Consider the following 25,317-nt stretch of genomic DNA (forward strand, 5'->3'; position numbering starts at 1 on the left):
CCGCGATGGGGTACGTCACACGATTCACGCCGCACGCGCAGCGGGACATGCTCAAGATCCCCCGCCCGGATGCCCTGCGGATCCTCCACCGGCTCACCGAGCTTCAGAAGGCCTTGGACGCGAACGACACCCCATCGCTCGACATCAAGGCCCTCCAGGGGCACAGCGCGCGCTGGCGACTCCGGGTCGGCGACTACCGCGCGGTGTACACGGTCGAGGACGGTCAACTCGTCGTGTGGGTCCTCACCGTCGCCCATCGCCGGGACGTCTACCGGGACCTGTGAGTCCCGCCGTGGCGACCTACAAACTCCCTGCCGGTCTCGAAGGGATCATGACATCCTGACCGGGTGAACGGACCGGAGATCCATGTCGCCTTCGCCCCCGAGCTGGGGATGTTCGTACCGCACAGGCGTCGTTCGGGAGCCACGGCGGTCGCCACCGACGGCTCCTCCACCCTCGGGCATGTCGTCGAGTCGCTCGGCGTCCCGCTGACCGAGGTCGGCGCCCTCGTCGTGGACGGCCGCGAGGTGCCCGTCTCGCACCTCCCGGGGGCCGGCGAGAGCGTCGACGTACGGGCGGTCGAGCGCCCGCAGCGGGTTCCCGGCGCCCCGCTGCGCTTCCTCCTCGACGTCCACCTCGGCACCCTCGCGCGCCGGCTGCGCCTCCTCGGGGTCGACGCGGCGTACGAGTCGACGGACATCGGCGACCCGGCCCTCGCCGCGCGCTCCGCCGCCGAGCGGCGCGTGATGCTCAGCCGCGACCGGGGGCTGCTGCGCCGCCGCGAGCTGTGGGCGGGGGCGTTCATCTACAGCACCCGGCCCGATGACCAACTCCGTGACGTGCTGGGCCGGTTCGCACCCGAGCTGCGGCCCTGGACGCGCTGCACCGCCTGCAACGGCCTGCTCAAGGAGGCCGCCAAGGAGCAGGTCGTGGACCAGTTGGAGGGCGGCACCGAGCGGTCCTACGACGTGTTCGCGCAGTGCGAGGAGTGCGGGCGCGCCTACTGGAAGGGCGCGCACCACGACAGCCTGGAGGCCATCGTGGAACGCGCCCTGACCGAGTTCCCGAGCCGGGCCTAGCAGTGCTTCGTCCGGTCCTCTGATCTTGTCCTGCCTGGTCGGCGACATGTTGGCGGTATGAGGCCCGGGAGGTGGGACGACATCGGCAGTGGACTTCAGCCCGTGGCCACCGCCTCGTCCGCCGCATGTGGCCGTGGTACCAGCCCACCTGCCTGAACCGGCTCAGTACCGGCAGCCGCGGTAGCCGCGGTGCGGAGCCGGCGCAGGACGAGCACCGCGGCGGCTACCAGCAGCGCGTCGCGGACGGCCAGGGTGACGACGGCCGACCAGGTGCCGTTGATGAGGTTCCAGTAGGTGAACGGGTAGAGGACCAAGGTGAATCCGCACGCCGCGAGGATCATGCGGGCCGGAACCCGAATCCCGGAGGTGCGCCAGCTGGTGCCGACGGCGGCGAGCCCGACGGCCCAGATCATGAACTGGGGGCTGAACACCCGGCTGGTGAAGATGCAGAGCAACACAGCCGCAAGGCCCAGGACGGAGGGAGCAGCGCCGGTGAAGAAGCTCGCCGGAAGCCGCAACCTCAACCACACCAGCCAGGCAAGCCCCAGGACGTTCATGACCAGGAATGCGTGGGCAGTGATTTCCACGTACGGACCCGTGAACTGCATTGCGCCATAGGACAGTTGTACCTGTCCCGGCCAGCCGAAGTGGCGTGCCACGTGAAAGGGCAGCGCGCCGAACGACTCGATCTGGAGACCGCGGTCCCGCTGCCCGGAGAGGAAGGACCACGCCCCGGGCAGGACGGCGCCGAGCGCCAGGGAGAGAGCGGCCGCGACTCCCAGGGCGCGCTTCCAGGCCGTGCGCGCGGCGTCTTTTGACCCGATCCCCAGCAGCACAAGCACGGGCCAAAGCTTCATGGTTGCCCCGACACCGGCCAGGGCGCCCCCGACTCCAGCACGGGTGGGCAGCCAGAGCAGAGCGGCCACGCAGATGCCCGTGACCGTGATGTCCAGGCGCGCGTAGGGCATCGACCCGAGCAGTGGGATACCGAGCGTCCAGACCCACGCGCCCATCATGCTGCGCCCGGACCGACGGCCGGTGCGCACCAGCGCGGCGAACACGGCGGCGTCGACCAGGAAGGCGACCAGGGAGAAAGCCTGCCTGTAGGTGACCACCGGCAGCAGCGCGGGCGCCAGGATCGCCAGAGACATGCCCGGAGGGTACTGCCAGGTGGCGTCTCCTACCGGGTAGTTCCAGGACTGAAAGGTGTGCAGCCACCCCTGGTAGATGGCGATTTCGCCGTCGTTCCCGTCCACGACCGGCATGGGGATCAGGCCGAACACCAGCATCAGCAAAAGCAGTCTGCTGATCCCCCACTCGAAGAGCGGTCCCGCTTGTCGTTCCCGGTCCCCTTGGTGGCCGATCATGAGATTCCTTTCCTTCATGCCGCGCACCGCATGCACGTGAAGGCCCCTAGATCCGGACGAATGGCGTCGGATGTTTCAGACCAAAAGATGACGAAAGAGCACGGGAACCCTAGGGGAGCCACCGCTTCGGGGCACGGGCGCCTGGCGCGGCTGCGGCACTTTTCGCCCGTTCGGCGGGCTTGGCGCCGGGTTACGGGTGCATGCGACGGACGGGGAAGGCCAGTTGGCCTTCCCCGTCCGTCGCATGCGAGGTGAATCTTGCCGGGCCGTCGAAGCTAGCGCATCTTCCTCACATCACCCTTCCCACAGGCCACCCCGTCCTTGTTCGGGTCGAGACCCAGCGGGTCGTCCTTGCCGTTGACCTTCAGGCGGCCGTAGTCGTTCGTCTTCAGCCACGCGCAGCGCGAGGCCGTCGTCTTCTTGACGCCGTCCGGGAAGACGGTCGGCACACAGACGTTGATCGTGCCGTAGTGCCGGTCGCAGCCGGAGATCGTGGTGCTGACCTTCTGCGAGGTCCGCTTCTTGCCGCCCTTGGTGACCGTGCCCTCGAGGGAGTCGGCGAAGGAGTGGACGTGCGCCGAGGCGGTGTCCGTGGCCAGGGCGGCGGGGCCCTGGAGGTGCACCCACTTGGCGACCGAGGGCACCCCGTTGGCGTCGACCGCGAAGAGCATGTACCAACCGGGCGGGGCCATGTTGGGGTTGCTCGTCACGTTCAGGTCGACGTTGTTGCCGTCCACCGACAGGGGCAGATCCACGAAACGCTGGTTCGGGTCGGAGGAGTGCGTCACCGCGGCCGGGCGGATCAGCTCGGCCTTCACGACGGGCCGGTCGACCGTGATGCGCTGCGTGTCCCCGTACACCCACTCGTTGTCGATCACCGAGGTGATCGTCGGACGGGTGCCCTTGAGGAGGTAGGGCGGGGTGTAGATGGACACGTTGTGGTTCCAGGTGCCGTTGCCCGGGTTGTCGCCGGTGGCCATCACCCGGCCGTCGGGCAGCAGGAACGCGGAGGAGTGGTAGCCGCGCGCCTCGGGGTCGGCGGCCACCGGGTCGAAGGTGGAGGTCGCCGGGTCGAACATCGACGCCTCGAACACCGGGTTGGCGCGGTTGTGCAGGCCACCGCCCGTCTCCAGCACCTTGCCGTCCGGCAGGAGGACGGCGGAGACGTACATCTTGCCCTGGTTGCCGGTCTCGGCGACCTTGCCGTTGCCGAGGTCGACCGTGCCCTGCGGGATCTGCGGGCCGACGGTGTACGCCGGGTTCGCGGCCTTCAGGTCGATGATGTCGGTGAGCCGGTTCGCCTCCGGGTTGGAGTCGATGTTGCCGCCGCCGATCGTCAGCACCTTCTGGTCCTGGGCCGGGGGCAGCAGCACGCTCGCGGACTGGTCGCGCTCGTCCTTGTCCTGGAGCCCGGGGATCGCCGTGACGGTGTTCGCGTCGTAGTCGTAGATCGCCGAGCCCGTGCCGGGCGTGCCGTTGCCGAAGACGTGGCTGCCCGAGTAGAAGAGCCGCCCGTCCTGCATCAGGATCATCGACGGGTACAGACCCCAGTACGACCAGGTCTGGTTGACCTGCGTGAACGGCAGCCACTGCTGCTGCGCCGCCGACCAGCGCTCGGCCGTCACCGAGCCGGTGGAGTCCTCGCGCAGTCCGCCGAACGAGATGACGTCACCGTTGCCGAGCTCGGTGGCCGACGGGTACCAGTGGCCGTCGTTCAGGTCGTTCGTCTTGCTGTACGTCTCGGTGACCGGGTCGAAGATGTACGAGTCCTTGTACCCCTCGTAGCCGTGCCCGCCCGCGACCGGGAACGCCTTGTTGCCGCTCATCACCAGCACCCGCCCGTCGGCGAGCTGGACGTGACCCGAGCAGAACATGTCCTTCGGCGTGGGGATCACCTTGTACGTCCCGTTCGCCGGGTCGTAGACCGCGCTGGTGAACGTGCCCGCGTCGAAGTTCTCCTCGCTGTTGCCGGACCCGGCGATCAGCAGCACCTTGCCGTTGTTGAGGACGACGGAGTGCATGGAGCGCACCGGGTTCTGCGTGGGCAGCACGTCCCAGCGGCCGTTGGCGCACTCGTCGGCGGTGGCGGTGCAGGTGGCCGGCGGGATCGGGTCGGAGACCTGTTCCATCGTGTAGTCGTCGGTGGTCGCCGAGCCGGTGCCGTACACCGAGACGCCCCAGGTGATGCGGTCGGTACCGGCCGGAACGGCGGGCGTACGGACGCTCGCCTGCGTCCAGCCCGCCGCCATGTCCAGCGTCTTGAGGTCCGTCCAGTACTGCCAGCCCGCCGTGGTGTCGTGCCGGAAGAGCGTGATCGCGGCGTCGGGCGTCGTCGTCTTGTACCAGAGCCCGAGGTCGTACTGCTTGCCCGCGGTGACCACCGGCGCGCAGGTCGCGGACTCCGTGATCAGGGCCTTGCGGTCGCCGTCGACGCGCCGGGTCAGCGTGACCTTCATGGCCTTGGAGCCGGAGTGGGAATCGGCGACGGTGGAGAAGGTGAAGTCGTTGTCGCCCCAGCCGGACTTCTCCCAGCAGTACGGCATGCCGTCCGTGCCGTCGGTCTCGAAACCCGGGTTGGTGACGAGGTTGGCGGCGGAGGCGGGCTGGGGCGAGACGAGCAGCAGCCCGGCGGCCAGGCCCGCCACGGCCAGCAGTGAGGTTCTCCGTCTGGGTCGTGCGAGATGTTTCACGCGGCTCTCCTTTTTGTGTGACTCCCGCCCGGGGTCCCACTGCTGCGGCGCGGCAGATAGACCAGCGCCTCGGTGCCCACGAAGCGCAGGACGAACGTCATCACCAGGGCCAGCGCGGTGGCGGACAGGGCGCCCATCCCGAAGTGGCCGACGAACAGGGCGATCAGCGGGATGCGCAGCACCAGGTCGGCGTTGGCGAGCAGCGCGAACCGGCCCACCCGGTCCCACCAACTGCGATGCTTTCGGCGCTCGCGGAACAGCAGATGCTCGATGAGCAGGAAGTTCCAGGCGACGCCCAACTGGTTGGCGAGGATCTCGGCCGGTACGTAGTGCATGCCGGCGGCGGTGAGCGCGTACAGGCCGATCAGGTTCGGCAGGAAGCCGGTGGCGCCGATCAGGCCGAAGACGACCATCCGGGCGACCGGCGAGGCGGTGCGCAGCCCGACGAGGTGACGCAGGAACCGGAAGCCCTCCTGCGCGGTCGACTTGGACTCGCCCGCGAACCGGTCCTGGAAGACGAAGGGCACCTCGGTGACCTCGCGGGGGCGGCTGCGGACGGCGAGTTCGAGGAGGATCTTGTAGCCGAGCGGCTGCAGGATCTCGGCGGTGACCGCGCTGCGGCGGATCGCGAAGAAGCCGCTCATCGGATCGCTGATACCGCGCAGTCGGCGCGGGAAGAGCGTCTTGGTCAGCCAGGTCGCGCCGCGCGAGACGGCGATGCGGTAACCGCCCGCGAGGCCCTCGCGGCTGCCGCCCTTGATGTACCGACTGGCGACGACGAGCCCGGCGGCGGACCGCTCCCCCGAGGCCACCAACTCCGGTATCAGGGACGGCGGATGCTGGAGATCGCCGTCCATGACGACGATCCAGTCGGAGCTCGCCGCCTTCAGCCCCTCGACGACGGCGCCGCCGAGCCCGCCCACGGCTTCCTCGCGGTGCAGCACGGTCACCGGGAACGGGCAGTCCCGCGCCTCCCGGGAGATCACCTCGGGGGTGTCGTCCGTGGAGTCGTCCACGAAGACGACCTCGCAGGGCAGCCGGGCGGGCACCGACTCGGTGATCTGGCGCAGGAGTTCGCGGATGTTCGCGGACTCGTTGAAGGTCGGTACGACGATGGTGACGGCGCCCGGTTCGGGCACCTCGACCGCCCGTACGGCGGGATCGCCGAGCTCCCCGGGGACGGTGCTCTCGAAGCTGCTCATCGACTGCCCCCGGACGTCGTCGTGGTCATGGTGTTTCCCGTGCTCTCGTCGATCTGCCGGATCTCGATCCGGTCGGCGCCCTTGCCGAAGGTGGCGACCGGCGTCGAATGCTCGATGGCCGCCTTGACGTTGGGCAGGTCGACCGCGTCACGCCGCACCGTCGGAGAGGCGACGACGTAGTCGATGTCCTTCCAGCCGCGCGGCATCGTCTTGGTCACCGCGGGGTCGAGGTCCGCCTTGTAGAACCAGATGACGCCGAGCCCGGGCCGGTAGCCGTCGTGGACCAGGTCGAGCCAGAGGGCGTCGTCGACCAGGACCCGGGTGTCCGCCGGATCCTGGACCTCGGTCTTCAGCCAGGTCGCCGCCGCCCGGTAGGGGGCGTTGGCGTCGGCGGTCACGGCGGTGTGGTCGCCGTCGTACCAGTGCGGCAGCACATAGAGCGCGGCGACCGCCACGAGCGCGGCCGCCGTCACCCGCCGTCCCCAGGTGACGTACGGCTTCTCCTCGTCGCTCCGCCACCTGCGCAGCACCAGATGGGCGAGGCTGGCGGCGCCTCCGGCGAGGACCAGCGCGAGGAACGGCAGCGCCTGGATGATGTACATCGCGGGCAGATAGCCGCTCGGGCGCAGCGCCACCAGGGCGAGGATCGCCACCGTGAGGGCGGGTCCGGCGAGGGCGCGGGCGGTGACGGACCAGCGCCAGGTGGCCAGGAGCAGCAGCGCTCCGGCGAGGCCTCCGATGATCAGCACCCGGTCGTAGTAGAGCCAGGAGTGCAGCACACCGTACGAGCCGGAGCCGGGGTCGAGGATGAAGCCGGAGCCGGGGCGGCTCATTTGGTACGTGATGCCGTCCCAGAGCGAGACATGGCCCGCGCCCGGGAACAGCTCGCCCTTGAGCAGGGCGAACAGCGGGTACGCGAGGCCGATCAGGACGCAGGCGGTGATGGCTCCGGTGAGCGCGAACTTGCGGGTGTCGCGGTGGCCGTGGCGCCACATGGTGACCAGGAGCGCGGGCAGGACGACGAGCATCGTCTCCTTGGTGAGCACGGCGGCCGCGGCCGCGATGCCCGCCCCGAAGTGGTGCCAGAGGTGGCGGCTCGGGGACGCGGCGAGGCAGAACGCGAGCAGCGTCCACATCACCGCGATGTTGTCGAGGAAGATCTCGCGCTGGAGCACCACCGACAGCGGGGAGAGCCCGAAGAGCACCATCGCGAGGCCCGCGGCCCAGCGCGGCAGCGAGAGACGGCGCGCGAGGACGTACAGCAGGACCGCGCTGGCGGCACTGACCGCGAGCATCGCGACGCGCATCGAGCCGACCGTCATCAGCGAGGGGCTGATGTGGGCGGGGATCCAGGTCAGGGCGGCTATCTGGATCCAGCCCAGGGGCGGGTGGTCGTACCAGTACGTGTAGTGCGCGAGGCCCTTGCCCTGCTGCACGGCCCACGCCTGGGCGAGATAGGTGCCCTCGTCGTCGCTGAGTGTCGGGTAGTCGGTGATGTTCCAGCCCTGCACGACGATGATCGCCAGCAGCAGGGCGCCACACAGCAGCAGGTCGGCGCGCGAGGTGCGCAGCCGCTGGAGCGGCGGGTGATCGTGGACGATGTCGGGCGCGGCGGGTCGCGTCGCGGGGACCGTGGACGTGGTCACCGCGGGAAGTGTCGAGGTCACGCGGGATGGTCCTCTCGGGACTTTCGGTACGTTCGGGATGTTCGGGCCCAAGGACTGCGGCACCAAGGCCTGCGGAACCGGGGCATGCGGAACCAAGGCGTACGGAACCAAGTCCTGCCCGCCGGCGGGGACGCCCGGCGGGTGGCCTCAGGTCCTAGTGGGTCGCTTCGGCCTCGGTGAGGTGCGCGCCGACATGACTGGTCAACTCCCAGTCGTTGCGGCCCCTTTGCTCACGCCATACGGCACGGACGGCCGCACCGGCGAGGAGCACCTGATAGAAGGGGCCACCGACCACGAGCTTCAGGTAGTGGACGAACCGGACGCGCAGCCCGTACTGCTTGCCGAAGTCGTGCAGTCCGACGAGCTCGAAGACGAAGGTGACCAGGGCGGTCACGGCCGGCAGGAAGGTGATGAAGGCGATCCCGACGGGCACGTCGAGGAAGAGCGCGATGGCCACGTTGAGCGGGATGACCACCCCGGAGACGGCCTGCAGATACGGCGTCATCAGCGTGTAGCGGGCGAGCAACCGCTGTCCGAAGCCGGGCAGTTGCTTCCAGTCCTTCTTGCGGTAGACCTGCAGGAAGCCCTGGTTCCACCGGGTGCGCTGCTTCATCAGCGACACCAGGCTGCCCGGGGTCTCCTCCCGGGTCACCATGTCGGAGTCGTAGGCGACGACGACCTTCTTGCCGACGCTGGAGAGCCGCACCCCCAGGTCGCAGTCCTCGGCGAGGCACTCGGGGTCCCAGCCGTCCGCTTCCCGCAGTACGTCCGTCCGTACGAAGACGGTGTTGCCACCGAGCGGGATGAACCCTTTTTGCGCATGCAGGTGCAGCCGCGAGCGGAACCAGAAGAAGTACTCCAGGCAGTTGCGCAGGCTGTACCAGTTGGAGTGGAAGTTGATGAGCTGGACCCCGCCCTGGACGACGTCCGCACCCGTCGTGCGGAACGCGTGGTCGACATGGGCGAGCAGCTCCGGATGGACCTGGTCCTCGGCGTCGAAGACCCCGACGACGTCGCCGCGGCAGTGCGGCAGCGCCGTGTTCATGGCCTTGGGCTTGTTCTTCTTCTCGTGGTGGTCGACGACGACCCGCACCCGCTCGTCGCGCGCCGCGGCCTGCCGGGCGACCTCGGTGGTCTCCGGATCGTCGTGCCCGACGATGACGATGATCTCGAAGTCGGTGTGGCTCGATTCCAGCAGTCGCTGGATGGTGTGGTCGAGCACGGCCTGTTCGTGGCGGGCCGGCAGCAGCAGGGAGAACGCCAGCCGGTCATCGCCGTCCGGTCTGCTGAACCGGGTGGACGCCAGCACCTCGGGCGTGCGCCACGCGTGCATCTGCCACCAGAGCGTGAACGCCGCCATCCAGAACAGGGCCAGTGAAACGGCAGCAATAAAGACAGACGTGAGCAACAGATCCCCCCAGATCCCAAAACCCCCAGTCGCGACGATGTGTCACATCCGCCGCGTCACGGTGCCGAGACTATGGGCGATCTGTGAAGCGCACAGGCTGATCTGGTGAAGAGCGTGTTTCATCACAGTCGGATCATTTGCTGAACAATTCGAACACTGGTCGCGTTTCAGCCGGTTGATGAGCAGTCTGATGATCTGCGTTTCAGCTGCTCAGAGCCGTTCGGAGCCGGTCGGGGTCGGTCGTCGGAGCGTCACAAGTGAAGTTACGGCAGACATACGCGGCGGGTTCGCCCTGCACGAGGGGGCGGTCCGCGAGGAGCGGCAGCTCGTCACTCTCCGGAGTGCCCACGGCGACCACGGCGCCCGGCGCGGTACCGAGCAGGGCCGTCCGGTGCAGGGCTTTTGTCAGGGGATGCCCCTCCGGCCCCACGACCGCGATCTCACGCGGCCCGTCGAGCAGCGCCTCCGCCACCGCGAGCCCCCAGCCGATGAAACGGGGAGCGCGCGGCCCGAGCGCCTTCACGACGCCCAACGCCCTTTCGGCGGCGGTCCGATGGGGCTCGGCGCCGGTCTGGGCGGCATAGCTCAGCAGGGCACCGGCCGCCGCGCTCCAGCCGGAGGGCGTGGCGTTGTCGGTGGGGTCCTGGGGCCGGCGGATGAGGCGCTCGGCGTCGGCCGCGGTGTCGTACAGCGCACCGGACTCTGGATCGGTGAACTGCGTGATCACCTGATCCAGCAGGAACCCGGCGAATTCCAGCCACACCCCTTCCCCGGTGACGGAGGCCAGCGCGAGGAACCCCTCGGCGACGTCGGCGTAGTCCTCCAACACCCCCGCGTTGGCCCCGGCCTGCCCGCCCTTGCTGGTACGGGACAGTCGCGCCCGGTCGTCCATGTGCACCCGTACGAGGAGATCCGCGGCGGCGATCGCGGCGTCCACGAGGTCGGGGCGGTCGAAGTAGGCGCCGGTCTCCGCGAGGGCGGCGACGGCGAGCCCGTTCCAGGCGGCGACGATCTTGTCGTCGCGCCCGGGAGCGGGCCGCTCGGCCCGCGCGGCGAGCAGCCGACGCCGCATGCCGGCCGTCTTCTCCGCATCGAACAACTCGTCCTGCTGCGGCAGTTGCAGCACGGAGGAGCCCTCTTCGAAGGTCCCCTCCTCCGTCACCCCGAAGTACCGGGCGGCGAGTTCGCCGTCCTCCGCGCCGAGCACCTCGCGCAGCTGCCGCGGGGTCCACACGTAGTACGCACCCTCGACGTGCTTGCCCGTGCCGTCGTCACTGTCGGCGTCGAGCGCGGAGGCGAACCCGCCTTCGTTCGTGCGGAGTTCGCCCACCATGAAGTCGGCGGTCTCCAGGGCGACGCGACGGGCGAGCTCGGAGCCGGTGGTGCGCCAGAGATGCGCATACACCCTGCACAAAAGCGCATTGTCGTACAACATCTTCTCGAAATGGGGCACAACCCACTCGCGATCCACGGAGTACCGCGCGAACCCCCCACCCAGCTGGTCGTAGATCCCGCCCCGCGCCATCCGCTCACAGGTGTCCTGCGCCATCTGGAGAGCGCCCTCGGAACCGGTCCGCGCGTGGTGCCGCAGCAGGAACTCGATCACCATGGACGGCGGGAACTTGGGCGCGCCCCCGAAGCCGCCGCGCGAGGCGTCGTACTCCCGGGTGAGCCCGAGCAGCGCACCGGCCAGGTCCTCCTCGCCGGGCACCTCGCCGCTCCCGAAGCTCATCTCCCGCTCGGCGAGATCCCGCACGATCTTCCCCGCGACCTCGGCGACCTCGCCCCGACGGTCGGCCCAGGCCCCGCGCACCCCCTCCAGCACCTGCCGGAACGACGGCATCCCGTGCCGGGGCGCGGGCGGAAAATACGTCCCGAAATAGAAGGGCTCCGCATCCGGCGTGAGAAACACGGTCATGGGCCATCCGCCCTGCCCCGTGGCCGCCTGCACGGCCTCCATGTAGACGGCGTCGACGTCGGGCCGCTCCTCGCGGTCGACCTTGATGTTCACAAAGTGAGCATTCATGTACGCCGCGATTTGTTCGTCTTCGAAACTTTCCCGTGCGAGGACATGGCACCAATGACAAGACGAATAGCCGACGCTGAGCAGCACGGGCACGCCCCGCTCACGGGCCTCTTCGAAGGCCTCGGCCGACCAGGGCCACCAGTCGACGGGGTTGTCGGCATGCTGGAGCAGGTAGGGGGACGTCTCATGGGCCAGTCGGTTCGGCATGTCATCCATCCTGCCTGACGGGGGCCATCCAGTCGTGGGGCGGCCCGACCCTCGGACGGTCGCTCATGCCGGCGCTACCTAATCAGCGCAGCGCCACACGGGCTCAATCCGCGAGTAGTCCCACGAATGGTCTCCCTTCACACCAGGTCGGACGAGACAGCGCGTGAAGACCGACGCGATGATCTCTCGTTTCTCTTCGAGGCCCAGCTCACCGGACTGCCAGCGGTGTCGCACGGCCGCCGACAGCCGTGCCTCCCCTCTCGCCTCGGAGAAAAGCTGTCGTTCAAGGGTCTCGTCGGCCAGCGGCCCGCTGATGCTGCATGGCCTGCAACGCGACAGGAGTACACGTAAGGGCTCCTCTTGCTTCTGCCCTTCTGGGCACACAGCGCGCCGCCACACGTCGTGCCGTCCGGTAGCTCCGCCCCACACCGAAGGAAGCCGCTGGCGAGGTGCCGGGGAGCGGTCCCCCTCCCTGTGAGTCTCGGCGTACCACTGCCCCTGTGCAGGTAGAGGCTGCCGGGCGAAAACGTCGCGCACACCGCGTGCCACTGGTTCGGCACGACGATGGGTTCCCACAGGCCGAGGACCGACTGCCCCGTCTCCGGGACCAGCAGCAGCTCGCCTCTGTTGGCCCGAAAGCCGCACACCCTGGGTGTGGTCATGATCTGCGTCACGGTCTGGGCGTTGGGCCTACCGCCACGGGTGCCTTCCACCCCCAGTCCGCACCACTCACGCGCGATGGCCCGGACCGCCTTCCCTCCGAGTCGGTCGATGATCGCCTGCCGGACGAGCTTCGCCTCCTCAGAATGCGGGGTGATCCTGTCCTCCTGCCAGCCGAAGGGACGCGGCCCGCTGTGCGGCACACCCTCGATGGCGCGAGCCCAGTGCCAGTCCAACAGCCGGCGACTCCTTATCCGCGTTTCCGTGACCGCCGCGTCCAGCGATCGCACAGCGTGCAACAGGCCCTCCTGCGAATACGGGTCCCGGACACCCCGTGGATCGACATGAATACGCCCTGGTCGACTGGTCAGTGCGGCAAAGAACCGGGCGAGATCCTCCACTCGGCGATACAGCCGGTCGTCCGCGACTGAGACGACCCCGGAGATCGGCTGTCCGCTGCCGGTGCACCCGCGGGCCAGGTCGACGAACAGGCTGTCGAACCCAGGCCTCACCGCCCCCTCCTTGGAGGCGCTAAGCCCGTTGTCGGTGTACGTCGCAACCACCGTGCAGCCATGTTCACGTGCGGTCCGCTCATTGATCCGCAACTGATAGCGCACTCCGTGCCCATCACGCTGACGGACGTCTCGGACGTCCGCGCATAGGACACGACCGGGATCAAGCCCGTCGGCTCGTGCGCGGCAAGGTAGTTCACGATCTCCCCCGTTCGACTTTTAGACCGACAGTCACAAGAACGAGCGAGTGATCTCCAAGTCACCGAACCAGCCTCGCGATCGCGGCCCACTCGCGCTCACGTCCCCCACCAAGGACACTTGAACGCAAGCGAGTTGCCGCCGGAGGGGGACGTGACATGCGGGAAGGCCATCGGGCGGAGGCCGAGCGGCTGTTGACCCGGGCCGTGGAGGAAGAGGTACGGCGCTCGGGCGGGCGGAGCGACGGGGCCGTGCTGCTGTCGCGGGCCCGGGCCGCGCTCGACACCATGGCAGAGGCCGCCGCCGAGGAGTACGGGGCGTACACCCGGGCGCTGGACGAGGCGGAGGCCGGCCGGCTGACGTTCGGACAGCGGTACGCCCGGGAGGGCGCCGGAACTGCCCTGCTGGTGGCGGTGGTTGCCGCCGTCGCGGCCTGCGCGGCGGACCTGGCGCTGGGCACGGGCGCCGGAACGGCCGTCGGCGCCGGGGCGACCGTCGCCGTGGTGGGCGCGGCGGCCACCGTGCTCAAGGTGACCGCCTCGCACGTACCGGCCGCGAGCCGCCGGGCGGGAGCCCTGGGCCAGCCGGGCGGCCCCGAGCAGTTGCGGCTCCAGTGGCTGACGGCGCTGGAGGTACGGGGCATCCGGCCGTTCCTCGATCAGCAGCGGGTGCTCAGCGCCTCCGCGGGGGCCAAGCAGGGCGCTCCCCAGCTGCGGCGCACCGACAAGAGTGCCGCCGCGCGCAGACGCAACGTACTGGAGCAGTCGTTCGGGCAGCTTCCCGAGCCGGCCGGCCCGTTCACGGGGCGCCGGACCGAGCTGTCCCGGGTGGCGCAGTGGGTGCACGCGGCCCGCGCCAGCACCGAGACGAAGCCGACCGTGGTCGTCCTGCACGGCGCCCCCGGCTCAGGCCGCAGCACCCTCGCGATCCGGGCGGCGCACAGCCTGAAGGACCAGTTCCGCGGCGCGTGCGTGGTGGACCTGCGCGGCGACAGCACCGAGGAGCCGCCCCTCACCACCCGCGACGCCATGCTCCACCTCCTCAACCGGCTCGGCGCACCCCGCGAGCAGCTCCTCTTCCGTGAGCGTTCCTCGCAGGACCAGCAGGTCAGACGCCTCAGCGAGCTGTACCACCAGCACCTGACGGGCCTGCCGGTCACGATCGTCCTCGACGACGCGAGCGACGCCGAGCAGGTCCGCGCCCTGGTCCCCGAGCGCTCGGACAGCCTGGTCCTGGTCACGGCCCGCAAACCGCTCGACCTGCCCGCCGACCTCCCCGCCTGGGTGCACCAGCTCCCGGTCGACGCCCTGGACGCGGCGGGCGCCGAAGAACTGCTGAACGCGGCGGCGCAGGAGAAGCCGGACCCGTACGACGCCGAAGCCTCCGACCAGGTACGGGAGCTGTGCGGCAGCCTCCCCCTCGCCCTGCGCATCGCGGGTTCCTCCCTCGGCCCGCGCACCCCGCGCCAACTGGCCTCCGACCTCGGCGCGTACGGCCCCGTGGAGCCGGTCGAGCGGGTGCTGTGGCTGCGCTACACCGACCAGACCGACACCGCGAGGCGCCTGCTGCGCCGGCTGGCGCTGGCCGGCCGGGCCTCGCTCGGCGCCGCCGCCGCTGCCTCCCTGCTGGCGACGGACGAACAGGAGGCCACCCGCCATCTGACCGCGCTCGCGCAGTCGGGCCTCATCGACCACGTCCGCGGCAGCCGCTACCGGCTGCACGACCTCGTCAGGGGCTTCGCCCAGGCACGGCTGCTCGACGAGGAGGAGCCGTCCGAGCGGACGGCGGCCCAGGAGCGCCTGATCGTGAACTACGCGGAGCTGGCCGACTCGGTGATCCGCCTGGTCGACGGCAAGACGTCGACGCGGGCGGATCAGTTCGGGCCGCACGGCTTCACGTCCCTCGACGCGGCCCTGCGCTGGCTGGACGACGAGTCGAGCTTCATCACGGCCGCCCTGCGCCACGCGGAAGGCGTGAACCAGGCGGCCGTACTGAACCTCCTCGGCGCCCTGTGCGACTACTGCCTGCTGCGCGGCGACCTCTACCGCCTGGGCGAGATCAGCGAGTTGACGCAGGCCGTCGACCAGGGCCTGCTGGTGCGCTCGGTGCAGTGGCGCACCGGTATCGCGGCCCGCCAGCTCGGCGAGCTGGACAAGGCCCACACCACGCTGTCCTCCGTGGTGAACCTCTACTTCGAGGCGCACCACGACGCGGGCGCGGCCCGGGCCCTGTGCTCCCTCGGTATCACCCTGCACCACCAGGGCAACCTCACCGAGGCGGCCGCCAAGCTCCAGGAGGCCATGGACCTGCAGGCCTCCCCCGAGCTGGCGGCGGACCGGGCCTGGACGATGCACGCGCTGGCCGCCGTGGAGCGCGACCGGGGCCATCTCGCCCTCGCCCTGGACCTGCTCACCGAGGCCCTGGTCCTGCACCGCGCGGGCGAGTCCGTGCACGGCGAGGCGTGGGCCCACTTCCAGCTCGGCCAGCTGGGCCTGCGGATGGGCGACGTTCCGCGCGCGGAACGGGAGTTGCGTGACGCCCTCGACCTGTACGGCCGTACGCGCGACGCCCGCGGCGAGGCCTGGGCCCTGACCCAGCTGGCCCGCGCCCGCCTCGTCGACGGCGACCCGTCCACCGCGGCCGAGGGCCTGCGCCAGGCGGCCTCCCGGCACCGGGAGAACGAGGACGCGCGCGGCGAGGCATGGACGATCTACTACCTGGGCCAGTCCCTGGAGGAGACCGGCAACCTGGACCAGGCGGTCCGTGAACTGGAACGCTCCCGGACGATGTTCTCGCGGATGCGGGACGTGTACGGGCTCGCCTGCGCCCGCCACCACTCGGCGCGCGTCACCCGCGACCAACGGGCCGCCCAGACCGGCTCCCTGCGCAACTCGGGCTTCGCCCGCCAGCTCCTGGTGGACGCGCGCGCCGACTTCCAGCGCATCGGCGTGGCCCACGGCGAGGCGTGGACCTGCCTGGAGCTCGCGGTGGTCGACGCCGGAAACGCCCGTACGCCGGTGGCCCTCGCCCTGTGCGACGAGGCGGCCGGCCTGTTCGCCTCGTACGGGGACCGGCGCGGGGAGGACTGGGCCAGGTTCCTGAGGTGCACCCTTCTGCCGTACGGCTCCCCGGGCGGCCTCGAAGTGGGCAGCGCCGTCGCCCAGGAGGAACTGGCGCAGCTCTCCCGCACCGGCCACCCGCTCCGCGACGGAAAGCTCGACGACTACGTGGAGGCCTACCAACTCTTGCTGGAACGGGGGGTCGACCTGGACGCGGGATGGCAGGCTTGGCGCCTGGGAATGGTGCCGAGCCGGCACGCCCGGGAGGTCATGGGGGTGGCGGTGACCGCGGCGCGCTAGCTCGGTGGGGATGTTCGGGTACGAGGGGGACTTCGGTGTCGTTCGTCGGGCACACACGCGACCTCGCCGCGGCACGGCGGGAGTTGGAGACCAGACGGCTCCTGGTGATGGGCGGCGCAGCCGACGCGGACCGGTCCGCGTTTCTCGACGCCGTGGCACGAGAGGTCGCGCACGAGGCGGGACTTCCGGTGTACCGCTTTCGGGTGGCGGACGCGGTCTCCGAGGCCTGCCGGGGCGGGTTCGTCGTACACCCCTGCGTCGTGGTGGTGGACGGAGTCTCCGCAAGGGCGGCGGACGGGTCCCTTCTCTCCGATCTGATCAGCGCCTTCGCCGGGTCGGAGTCCTTCCTCCTGGTGGGCTCGACGGACGCCCGGGAGGACGCCGCTCCACCGTCGACGCGCGCCCCCGACAACCACACGGTCCTCCTCGAACGGGCTGTCACCGCCTACCGCAGGGGCCGCCTCGGCGAGGCCGAGCAGCGCCTCTCCGCCCTCCCCTCCGACCGGTGCGCCGACGGCTGGGCGCTGCTCACCCGGGCCGCCGTCCACTGCGACCGGGGCGATCCGCGCCCGGCCGGACCACTGCTGAGGCGGGCCGTGGAGGCCCACCAGGTCGCGGGCGACCGGCGCGGCGAGGCGTGGGCGGTCTTCCTGTACGGGCGGATGTGCCGATTACGCGGCCGGGCCGAGGACGCGCGGAGGCTGCTGCACGCCGCGCGGGAGAGGTTCCTGGCGGTCGGTGAGACGCCGGGCGAGGCGTGGGCGGACGGCGAACTCGCGCGGCTGGCCACTCGGTCGGGCGTCCCGGACCCGGACGCCCTCGCCGAGGCGCGTCGGCTGCACGAGCGCGCGGGCGACCGGCGCGGCGCCGCGTGGGCGCACCTGTGGTGGACCGTGGCACGGGCGGACGAGCCCGGCTTCCCCTGGCAGGAGGAGTTCGCGAACGTCCAGGGCCGCTTCCATGAGGTCTCCGACCGGCTCGGGACGGCATGGACACTGCACCACCACGCGCTGACCCTGGCCCGTACGGACGGGACGGACGGCGTGGACGAGACGGGCAGGACGGGCAGGACGGGCGGGACGGACCAGCGTCGGCGTGAGGCCGACCGGCTGTTCGAGGGGGCCTTGGCAGTCTTCGAAGAGGCGGACTGCCCGCACGGGCGGGCCTGGACCATGCTCGAGTACGCGCTCCGCTCCCCCGCCCACCGCTTCCTGAACGGCGAGTGGGCGGCCGAGATCCGCCATGTGTTCCACGGGATCGGCGACGAGGCGGGCGAGGCCTGGGTGGACCTCGTCGAAGCCGGACCGCCCCCGGGCGGCGAGCCGCCGTACGAACTGGCCTGCCGCTACCCCGCCGCCCTGCTGGACACGCTCGGGTGGACCGAGGCCGGCGAACCGCTGATCCCGCGCGCCGCCCGCGACACCCAGCCCGAACCGCGGCCCGGCTTCCCACGCCCCGGTGACCGCGACCGCCCCGACGACTCCAGGGCCCATGTCCGGCTGACCCTTCTCGACGACGTACCCGTCCCGGACGTGCCCGCCCGTATCGCCCTCCAGGTCGTACCCGGGCCCGAACACCCGTGGTCCACCACCCCGCTCCCCCCGCTCACGGCCCGCGCGACCTCCCTCGGCCATGCGGAGATCGACCCCGCGCACGGCGTCCCCGCCGACGGGGCGGAGTTCCGCTTCACCCCGCACCGCCCCGGCTCGCACCGGCTGCGTTTCACCGTCGAGGACCCCGTCACCGGGACCGTCCTCCAGCAGGTCGAGGCCGAGATCGACGTCGTCCCGTCCGATCCGGGGCCGCACCGGCCCACCGCGCCCCGCCCGTCCGCGCGGAGGGCCTGAGCCCGATGGCCCGCGAACTTCTCAGCCAGGTCGTCCAGGACCCCAGCCGCGGCTTCACCCGCCGTCCGGCCCCCACCGTCCGTCACCCGGATCTGGTCCTCGCCCTCGACGCCCACGCCGACGACCACATCCGGGCCCGGATGTACGGCCCGGCCGCGCCCCCGTCCGCGACCGAGCACGCGCTGCGGCTGAATGTGAAGCCGGCCGCCGTCACCGCCGCCGCGGCGCATCTGCGGGCGCTGTGGAAACGGGAGCTGGTCGACTTCCAGCCCGTCGACGAGCACGGGATCCCGGTCGGGGGCCGCCCCCACTTCCCGTATGCCACCTGCCCGGATCTCACCGGCGAGCCCCGGCAGGAACTGCGCGGGATCCTCGACGAGCTCGCCCGCCAGGGCTCGCACCTGCTGTACGGGGAGCTGCTCGGCGACGGCGGCCGGGACACCCGGCGCTTCGGCGCGATCCTGACCGACGCGCTGAGCCGCGAGGAGCCGTTGCGCATCCGTGTCGACTCCGACCTGTTCCTGCCCTGGCCGATGCTCGCTCTGCCCGAGGACACCGCGAACGGGCCCGACGGTCCCGGCGGCGACGCCTTCCGCCGTTTCCTCGGCTACCGGCACCAGATCGAACAGACCGGCGGCCACCACCCGCGCTTCCCGGTCCCCGCCGGCGACGAGCACGACACCCCGCCGCCGCCCTTGTCACCGGTGGTGAGCCTGAATCACGACAAGGGCATCGACCCGCAGGGCGTCACCCGGGCCGCCGAGGTCGCAAGCGCCCTCGCCACCGGCACCGTCCGCGTCGAACGCGCCCTGCGCGACGAACTGCTGCGCGCCCTGCGCTCCGGCGGGCTCGACGAGCAGCTGATGTACTTCTGGTGCCACGGGCACTTCAGACCCGTCGCCGACGACAGCGCCCCGCTGTTCGTCCTTCGGCTGAGCGACGGCAAGGACATCGACGTCCCTGCGGTCCTCGCCGAGCGCGGCCCCGCCGACCCCCCGCTCGCGCAGCGCCCCTTGGTGTTCCTCAACGCCGGTTACGCCGGGCTGCCCGCCACCGCCGAGCCGGCGCGCCTGGGCGGCGCGCTCATCGAGGCGGGCGCGGGCGGGGTGCTGGGGCCGCAGATCGAGATGCCGCAACTGTTCGCCGCCGAGTACGCCCACGCGTACGTCACCCGCTATCTCGGCGGCCGGGAGACCGCGGGCGAGATCGTCCACGGACTCGCCCGGCACTTCGCCGACGCGTGGAGCAACCCGCTCGGCTTCGCGTACGCCCTGCAGTGCGGCATGGACAACAGGCTGGAGCGGGCCACGGTGTGACCACGGCCAGCCACGGTACGACCACGCCGACGGCCGCCCCTGCGTACGGAGGGGACCCCTTCGTACGAGAGGACGGTGCCGAGGGTGAGGGTGCACACTCCGGCCGCCCGTGGCCGGAGTCCGCACACCGGGCTCAGCCCTTCGCGGGCGAGGCCTTCCCGCCGGGACCGGCACCGGAGCCGCTCCCCTTGCCGGAGGCCACGGCACCCTTCTCGGGCTTCTCCGGGTCCTCCTCGAAGGTGACCTTCCCCATGTGCCGGTTCATGGACTTCATCAGGCCCCACACCGCCAGGGCCAACGCCGCGAAGACGATGAAACCGAGGACGCCGGGGGTGACCTTGTTCTCGTCGACCTCCTTGGCGAGGGGAACGAGGTGCGTCAGTGCCAGGCTTGCGCTCATATCAGGCATTGTCGCGGATGCCCGCGAAGAGGTCGTCCTCGGGGAGGGAGGTATCGACCAGGGAGGTGGCGAGCTCGTACTCCTCAGTCGGCCAGACCTCCTTCTGGATCTCCATCGGGACCTTGAACCAGCCGCCGTCGGGGTCGATCTGCGTGGCGTGCGCGATCAGCGCCTTGTCACGGATCTCGAAGAAGTCCGCGCACGGAACGTGCGTCGTCAGCGTGCGCTCGGTGCGCTCGAACTCGCTCCACCGCTTCAGCCAGTCCCCGTACGGCGACTCCAGACCGCGCTCAAGGAGGGCGTGGTGCAATGCCTCGGTCCTCGGGCGGTTGAAGCCCTGGTTGTAGTAGAGCTTCTGCGGCTGGAACGCCGGGCCGTACTCGGACTCCGGGTACTTCTCGGTGTCCGTCGCCCCCTCGAACGCCACCATCGAGATCTTGTGGGTCATGATGTGGTCGGGGTGCGGATAACCACCGTTCTCGTCGTACGTGGTGATCACCTGCGGACGGAACGAGCGGATCTGCCTGACCAGCTCTCCGGCCGCCTTGTCCACGTCCTCGAGCGCGAAGCAGCCCTCGGGGAGCGGCGGCAGCGGGTCACCTTCCGGAAGGCCGGAGTCCACGAATCCGAGCCACTCCTGCTTGATGCCGAGGATCTCGCGGGCCTCGTCCATCTCCTTCTTGCGTACCTCGTGGATGTGCTCCTCGATGTACTGGTCGCCCTGGAGCTTCGGGTTGAGGATGGAGCCGCGCTCCCCGCCCGTGCAGGTCACGACCAGCACGTCCACCCCCTCGGACACATACTTCGCCATGGTGGCCGCGCCCTTGCTCGACTCGTCGTCGGGGTGGGCGTGCACGGCCATCAGTCGCAGCTGGTCAGTCAAGACTCGATCCTCAGTAAGTCGGCCGGTGAGGCCAGTCGGCAAGTCGGCGCCCGGCGTGTTTCGGCGTCATGGGCGGCTTCTATAGTGACGGAATCGGGGGACGAATAATTCCGGGACCCCGTCCCCGAGAGGACGATCATGAGCACGGCGAGCACACAGCTGCCCGAGGGCCGGTACGGCCGCTCCGAGGACGAGCGCGCGGACCGGAAACTCAAGGTCATCGGCAGTGTGCTGGGCGTGGCCCTGCTCGCCCTGATGGGCTGGTTCGCGTACTACTACGTCTTCTCGAACAAGATCAGCGCCGAGGTGATCACCTTCAAGGCCGTCTCGGACAACGCGGTCGAGGTGCACCTGGAGGTGCGCAAGGACGCGGGCGCCCACGGCTACTGCACGCTGCGCTCACAGGCCGACGACGGCAGCGAGGTGGGCCGCGCGGACTTCCGTTTCGACCAGGACTCCTCCCGTATCGACAAGGTCGTCACGCTCCGTACCACCTCCCGCGGCGGCACGGCGGAGCTGCTCGGCTGCCACGCCGACTGACACCACCCGCTGTCGTCCCCCTTGCACCGCCCGCCACCTCCGGCATCACCCGTGGCACCTAAGCGCTGACCTGCGTTGACGTAATTCTGATGTCTTATGTCCTCCCCCTTCTGCCCGGGAATTGTTAGGCTCGTGGTTTCGCCCACCCGTGAAAGCACATTCTTCTGGGTAGGGCGATGCTTTGTATTCCCAGTACCTACGAGGAGCACCTGTGACCCAGACCAGCGAGAACGTCACCTGGCTGACCCAGGAGGCGTACAACCAGCTCAGGGCCGAGCTGGACTACCTGTCTGGTCCCGCGCGCACGGAGATCGCCGCCAAGATCGCGGCCGCGCGCGAGGAGGGCGACCTGCGCGAGAACGGCGGGTACCACGCGGCCAAGGAAGAGCAGGGCAAGCAGGAGCTCCGTGTGCGCCAGCTGACCCAGCTCCTGGAGAACGCCAAGGTGGGCGAGGCCCCCGCGGCGGACGGCATGGTCGCCCCCGGCATGGTCGTCACCATCGCCTTCGACGGCGACGAGGACGACACGCTGGACTTCCTGCTCGCCTCGCGCGAGTACGCCAGCGCCGACATCGAGACCTACTCGCCCCAGTCCCCCCTGGGCTCCGGCGTGAACGGCAAGAAGATCGGCGAGGACGCCCAGTACGAGCTGCCCAACGGCAAGCTCGCCTCGGTGAAGATCCTCAAGGCCGAGCCCTACAAGGGCTGAGCCGGGACCGACCACTGCGACGATGCCCCCGGCCGCGCCGGGGGCATCGTCATGCCCGCGGCACCGCCGTCACCGTCGGATTCATGGGGCCGGGCCAAGTACCTCGTCGGCGCTGCGGGGCTCGGTGCGCGGCTGCTGGTTGAGCTTGTGGCGCTCGATGGAGGATCGCCGGTAGACCTCCTTGCGGGACCGCATGATGTTGCCCAGGGGGGCGTGCTCGGCGGTGACCCGCCAGGGTGTGAAGGACAGTGAGTCCATCTTCTCCAGGTTTTCCGGGCCGGAGATGTCCTGCTGCGGCAGCCGCAGTCTGGCCACGGTGACGGACGGCGAGAGCTGCTCGGGCCACTCCACGGTGGTGTCCTCCACCGGCATGCGCTCCAGGTCGGTGCAGAGCTGCACCTGGATGTCGAAGGCGTAGGGCCGCTCCTGCAGCTCGGCTTGCAGGGCGGGTCGGAAGACCTCCTGCGCGGAGGCCGGGTCGATGGTGCGCCGGACCACCGCGGCGGCGAAGGACGGGTCGGGGGTGATGCGCACCTTGGCGATGTAGTCCCCGTGCCGGACCGCGCCCATCGTCCAGTAGCTCGACAGCAGCAGGTTCGCCGGAGGGGTCTTCGACAGGCGCAGGAAGGCCAGGAACTCGTCCCACGCCCAGTTGTCCTGGTCCAGCGTTCCCTTGCCGGTCACGAACTCGGTGAAGAAGCGATGCGCGCCGGGTCGGCCCTGGGAGAAGTAGGCCGGCGCGTTCAGGAACAGTTCCTGGATGAACAGGTAGTGCTCGACCGTGTTGCAGAAGAAGATCGGTCCGTTGATGTTGGCGTAGTCGAACGTGCCCGAGTCCGGTTCGTCTTCCAGCAGGGTCGGGCCGGGGATGTCGAAGATCTTCAGCGCCAGTCCGGTGGCGGCGCCCAGTCGCGCGTCGGCTCCGGCGTGAGGCGAGCCGTTGGAGAAGCGGATGAGCGCATCGTGGGTTCCCGGAGTCGCGTAGATTCCCTGGGCGTACTCGGGCGGAAGCCCGTCCAGGATCTGCACTTCCCCCCGGACCAGCCCGTAGCCCTTGGCGTGGGCGTCGCGCAGGGCCCGTCCGGTGCCACCGGCCTTGACCGACTCGGCGATGTAGCTCTCGGTCTTCTCGATCACTGTCCGCACGTTCTGGTCGAAGTGCGGATCGTCATCTTCGACGTCCGGCGTGTAGCGGACGAACTGTGCTGCCATGACGTCGACCTCTCCTCAGAGACCGTGCCGGGGACTCAGCGCGCAGGAATTTCCCTCAGTCCTCCAGTTCGGCGAGCCAGCGCAGGGCACGCAGACCCGGCACGAAGCAGTACTCACCGCCCCGGGTGACCACGAAGCTGGGCAGGTTCCGCAGGCGACGCCGGACCGGCTTCTCCGGGATGGTGACGCTGCCGGTTCCGCCGTGATGCCCGGCTACCGGGTCCTTCTCGCCGGGGTAGCCGATGAAGTTGCCGTCGTTGACCCACTCGGCCTTGATGAATTCAAACTGTCGTTCAAGGTGTGCTCCGAGGAAGACTCCGACCAGACCCCGGTCGGCGCCGTCGTCCTCCAGCACGCCCTCCGGCAACGGCGGGCCGTAGGTGGTGCCGCGGCGGATGAGGCGGTGCATCCGTGCGTCGCCGATGATGGTGGAGTCGCGGGGGTTGGTGCGCCGGATGTGCGCACCGGCGGGGCACCGGAAGCCGCGATCGTCGTTCTCCCGGTACTGGAAGTTGTTGTTGCGGTGCGGATCGGCCGCCAGCTCCGGATCATCGTGCTCCGGGCTCAGCGTCAGCGGCGCCCCGCTCGGCCAGCGCCCGACCATCTTCGCCGCCAGGAGTGCCTCCTCCTGGGCGGTGGAGGTGTTCGCACGCAGGTACTGCCGCCAGGCCGCCACGTTGGTGTGGATCTTGCGAACGGCCGCGTAGGTTCCGTTGCGCCCCAGCACATCGGGGCTGGGCATGGGCGGCAGATTGCCGGTCTCGTCGGGGTAGCCGAGGATGAACTCGCCGGCCTTGATCGGGGCTTCCTGCGGGTTGGAGCCGGGCAGTCCGACGCCCTCGATGTTCGGGTGGCTGATGCCGTCGCGGAAGCCGAAGGTGGTGCGCCCGGTCGGGAGCTGGTGGACCTCCTGCTGCCAGATCACCTGGACACCGGGCGTGTCCTCGTAGGCGACGCGGGCCCGCTCCAGCTCCTTGACCAGCTGCGCCTCGTCGGAGGAGAGAGCGCTCAACGCGATATGGACATCGCCCGTTCCGAACGGTGCCTCCCAGTGGGCCGGATCGCTCTCGCCCACGTCGCCGATCAGCTCCGCCCGAGCGGCCATGCCCTCACGAAACGCCCGCGGAAAGCTGTCCAGCGACTCCTGAGGCACCCCCAGGGCCCTCAGTCCCTGGTAGGTGAACGCCACAGCCACCCAGGCGTCCTGGCTCCGGTCCACGCTGGGCAGACCACCCGCCGTCACCGGGAGCAGCCGCCGCAGCAGGGCGCGCCCGGCATGGCGGTCATCTACGCGCAGGAAGATGAACTTCCCCTCGTACGGCACAGGCCGTGGACGCAGTGCCCCGCTTTGGACGTCGTCGATCTCGACGCCCATGCCGGCCGCGCTGCTGCTTGCCACCGTGTTCATGATCGCCTGTGCCTCCCTGTCGGCCTCTGCGTGGGCGGACGTGCAGCGGCCGACCCGCGCCCGACGCGGTCCACCGACGTCGGGTCGGCTCTGATGGGTCGGTCGTGTCCGACTTCTACGCCGCGGCTTCCTCCAGCAGCTTCTGGAAGGCCGGCGTGGCCACCAACTCCGCGTTGGCCGGGTTGTCCAGCGCCGCCCGGAACTCAGCGGTGTCCAGCACCGCCTCGAACGCCTCCTCCACGCGGTGGTCCTTGTAGATCTGCTGAACGGTCAGATCGGGATAGGCGCTGACGAAGACCCCCGCGGGCTCCTGGTGAGCGACGAACCAGTCCTTCACCCCTGGATCGGTGACGCCGGGGAACCCTTCGCTGTGCGAGAAGACCTTGTCGAAGCGGGCCCCGACCACCGTCTGGGCGAAGTCGTCGATGTACGTGTCCCAGGAGCCGTCGAAGACGCTGGCGAACATGAACCGGGTGTCGTTGTCGAAGATCACGTGCCGTGCGTCATGCAGGGTGCCGATCTGGCGCAGCGCGGCATGGACGTTCTCGTCAGCCGCCGCATCGGCCATCGCGGCGAGATCCTCACGCAACGCATCTGCATGGCCCGGCTTGATCTTGGTAAAGACGG

The 25,317-nt window shown here is 70.1% G+C and carries 19 protein-coding genes; 7 read left to right on the forward strand and 12 right to left on the reverse strand.

The window, feature by feature from the left end; all coding sequences use genetic code 11:
- Positions 1-5: 5 nt before the first annotated feature.
- The gene (locus tag KVT44_RS21375; RefSeq protein ID WP_217568164.1) at positions 6-284 is read left to right on the forward strand and encodes a type II toxin-antitoxin system RelE/ParE family toxin; all 279 of its coding nucleotides are present in this window, start codon (positions 6-8) and stop codon (positions 282-284) included.
- Between the two features lie 63 nt (positions 285-347).
- Positions 348-1,079, forward strand: coding sequence for a Mut7-C ubiquitin/RNAse domain-containing protein (locus tag KVT44_RS21380; RefSeq protein ID WP_217568165.1), 732 nt, complete (start codon positions 348-350; stop codon positions 1,077-1,079).
- 95 nt (positions 1,080-1,174) lie between these two features.
- Here the strand turns inward: KVT44_RS21380 and KVT44_RS21385 are convergent, their stop codons facing one another.
- The 7 genes from KVT44_RS21385 to KVT44_RS21415 form a co-directional block, all read right to left on the reverse strand.
- A complete protein-coding gene (locus KVT44_RS21385) occupies positions 1,175-2,446 on the reverse strand; it encodes a glycosyltransferase 87 family protein (protein WP_217568166.1) in 1,272 nt (423 codons plus the stop codon).
- 275 nt (positions 2,447-2,721) lie between these two features.
- Positions 2,722-4,989 carry a galactose oxidase early set domain-containing protein gene (locus KVT44_RS21390; RefSeq protein ID WP_254649696.1) on the reverse strand — a complete coding sequence of 756 codons (2,268 nt, stop codon included), beginning with the start codon at positions 4,987-4,989 and terminating at the stop codon, positions 2,722-2,724.
- A gap of 143 nt (positions 4,990-5,132) precedes the next feature.
- Complete coding sequence (locus KVT44_RS21395) at positions 5,133-6,338, reverse strand: glycosyltransferase family 2 protein (protein WP_217568168.1); 1,206 nt, start codon at positions 6,336-6,338, stop codon at positions 5,133-5,135.
- Positions 6,335-8,005, reverse strand: coding sequence for a glycosyltransferase family 39 protein (locus KVT44_RS21400; protein WP_099920906.1), 1,671 nt, complete (start codon positions 8,003-8,005; stop codon positions 6,335-6,337). Before KVT44_RS21400 ends, KVT44_RS21395 begins: the two co-directional genes overlap by 4 nt.
- A gap of 154 nt (positions 8,006-8,159) precedes the next feature.
- Positions 8,160-9,413, reverse strand: a complete 1,254-nt coding sequence (locus tag KVT44_RS21405) for a glycosyltransferase (protein ID WP_075032331.1) — start codon at positions 9,411-9,413, stop codon at positions 8,160-8,162.
- 202 nt (positions 9,414-9,615) lie between these two features.
- On the reverse strand, positions 9,616-11,646 hold the full coding sequence (locus tag KVT44_RS21410) for a thioredoxin domain-containing protein (RefSeq protein WP_217568169.1): 2,031 nt from the start codon (positions 11,644-11,646) through the stop codon (positions 9,616-9,618).
- 137 nt (positions 11,647-11,783) lie between these two features.
- Positions 11,784-12,923, reverse strand: coding sequence for a recombinase family protein (locus KVT44_RS21415; protein WP_308314062.1), 1,140 nt, complete (start codon positions 12,921-12,923; stop codon positions 11,784-11,786).
- A gap of 251 nt (positions 12,924-13,174) precedes the next feature.
- On the opposite strand from KVT44_RS21415, the gene KVT44_RS21420 reads away from it, so the two are divergent.
- Genes KVT44_RS21420 through KVT44_RS21430 form a run of 3 tightly spaced genes read left to right on the forward strand, consistent with a single transcriptional unit; the run spans position 13,175 to position 19,538 of the window.
- Positions 13,175-16,375 (forward strand): tetratricopeptide repeat protein, encoded by a 3,201-nt coding sequence (locus tag KVT44_RS21420; RefSeq protein ID WP_217568171.1) that lies wholly within the window; start codon positions 13,175-13,177, stop codon positions 16,373-16,375.
- Between the two features lie 35 nt (positions 16,376-16,410).
- A complete protein-coding gene (locus KVT44_RS21425; protein WP_217568172.1) occupies positions 16,411-18,222 on the forward strand; it encodes a tetratricopeptide repeat protein in 1,812 nt (603 codons plus the stop codon).
- A gap of 5 nt (positions 18,223-18,227) precedes the next feature.
- Complete coding sequence (locus tag KVT44_RS21430; protein WP_217568173.1) at positions 18,228-19,538, forward strand: hypothetical protein; 1,311 nt, start codon at positions 18,228-18,230, stop codon at positions 19,536-19,538.
- 133 nt (positions 19,539-19,671) lie between these two features.
- On the opposite strand, the gene KVT44_RS21435 is transcribed toward KVT44_RS21430, so the two are convergent.
- Both KVT44_RS21435 and mca read right to left on the reverse strand, forming a co-directional pair.
- Entirely contained in the window at positions 19,672-19,947 is a 276-nt protein-coding gene (locus tag KVT44_RS21435; RefSeq protein ID WP_079174528.1) for a hypothetical protein, read from the reverse strand.
- Positions 19,940-20,800 carry a mycothiol conjugate amidase Mca gene (gene mca / locus KVT44_RS21440; RefSeq protein WP_190172310.1) on the reverse strand — a complete coding sequence of 287 codons (861 nt, stop codon included), beginning with the start codon at positions 20,798-20,800 and terminating at the stop codon, positions 19,940-19,942. Before mca ends, KVT44_RS21435 begins: the two co-directional genes overlap by 8 nt.
- Positions 20,801-20,959: 159 nt before the next feature.
- Here mca and KVT44_RS21445 point away from each other — a divergent pair, with 159 nt between their 5' ends.
- Together KVT44_RS21445 and greA are read left to right on the forward strand one after the other, a co-directional pair.
- Positions 20,960-21,361, forward strand: a complete 402-nt coding sequence (locus KVT44_RS21445; protein WP_099920914.1) for a DUF4307 domain-containing protein — start codon at positions 20,960-20,962, stop codon at positions 21,359-21,361.
- A 211-nt stretch (positions 21,362-21,572) separates the two neighbouring features.
- Positions 21,573-22,070, forward strand: a complete 498-nt coding sequence (gene greA / locus KVT44_RS21450) for a transcription elongation factor GreA (RefSeq protein ID WP_054234773.1) — start codon at positions 21,573-21,575, stop codon at positions 22,068-22,070.
- An 81-nt stretch (positions 22,071-22,151) separates the two neighbouring features.
- Here greA and KVT44_RS21455 read toward each other — a convergent pair whose 3' ends face one another.
- From KVT44_RS21455 to KVT44_RS21465, 3 genes are all read right to left on the reverse strand, one after another.
- The gene (locus KVT44_RS21455) at positions 22,152-23,282 is read right to left on the reverse strand and encodes a catalase family protein (protein WP_217568174.1); all 1,131 of its coding nucleotides are present in this window, start codon (positions 23,280-23,282) and stop codon (positions 22,152-22,154) included.
- A gap of 55 nt (positions 23,283-23,337) precedes the next feature.
- A complete protein-coding gene (locus tag KVT44_RS21460) occupies positions 23,338-24,690 on the reverse strand; it encodes a Dyp-type peroxidase (RefSeq protein ID WP_254649663.1) in 1,353 nt (450 codons plus the stop codon).
- Between the two features lie 115 nt (positions 24,691-24,805).
- Entirely contained in the window at positions 24,806-25,279 is a 474-nt protein-coding gene (locus KVT44_RS21465) for a hypothetical protein (protein WP_229889292.1), read from the reverse strand.
- Positions 25,280-25,317 lie beyond the last annotated feature (38 nt).

This window comes from Streptomyces sp. GbtcB7 (assembly GCF_019091445.1).
GTDB lineage: Bacteria > Actinomycetota > Actinomycetes > Streptomycetales > Streptomycetaceae > Streptomyces > Streptomyces mirabilis.

What these genes read in the sequence shown, in the direction of transcription:
- KVT44_RS21375 (WP_217568164.1), top strand. Translation starts at nt 6, where the DNA reads ATGGGGTACGTCACACGATTCACGCCGCACGCGCAGCGGGACATGCTC.
- KVT44_RS21385 (WP_217568166.1), bottom strand. Translation starts at nt 2,446, where the DNA reads ATGATCGGCCACCAAGGGGACCGGGAACGACAAGCGGGACCGCTCTTC.
- KVT44_RS21390 (WP_254649696.1), bottom strand. Translation starts at nt 4,989, where the DNA reads ATGCCGTACTGCTGGGAGAAGTCCGGCTGGGGCGACAACGACTTCACC.
- KVT44_RS21395 (WP_217568168.1), bottom strand. Translation starts at nt 6,338, where the DNA reads ATGAGCAGCTTCGAGAGCACCGTCCCCGGGGAGCTCGGCGATCCCGCC.
- KVT44_RS21410 (WP_217568169.1), bottom strand. Translation starts at nt 11,646, where the DNA reads ATGCCGAACCGACTGGCCCATGAGACGTCCCCCTACCTGCTCCAGCAT.
- KVT44_RS21420 (WP_217568171.1), top strand. Translation starts at nt 13,175, where the DNA reads ATGCGGGAAGGCCATCGGGCGGAGGCCGAGCGGCTGTTGACCCGGGCC.
- KVT44_RS21430 (WP_217568173.1), top strand. Translation starts at nt 18,228, where the DNA reads ATGGCCCGCGAACTTCTCAGCCAGGTCGTCCAGGACCCCAGCCGCGGC.
- KVT44_RS21435 (WP_079174528.1), bottom strand. Translation starts at nt 19,947, where the DNA reads ATGCCTGATATGAGCGCAAGCCTGGCACTGACGCACCTCGTTCCCCTC.
- mca (WP_190172310.1), bottom strand. Translation starts at nt 20,800, where the DNA reads ATGGCCGTGCACGCCCACCCCGACGACGAGTCGAGCAAGGGCGCGGCC.
- KVT44_RS21445 (WP_099920914.1), top strand. Translation starts at nt 20,960, where the DNA reads ATGAGCACGGCGAGCACACAGCTGCCCGAGGGCCGGTACGGCCGCTCC.
- KVT44_RS21455 (WP_217568174.1), bottom strand. Translation starts at nt 23,282, where the DNA reads ATGGCAGCACAGTTCGTCCGCTACACGCCGGACGTCGAAGATGACGAT.
- KVT44_RS21460 (WP_254649663.1), bottom strand. Translation starts at nt 24,690, where the DNA reads ATGAACACGGTGGCAAGCAGCAGCGCGGCCGGCATGGGCGTCGAGATC.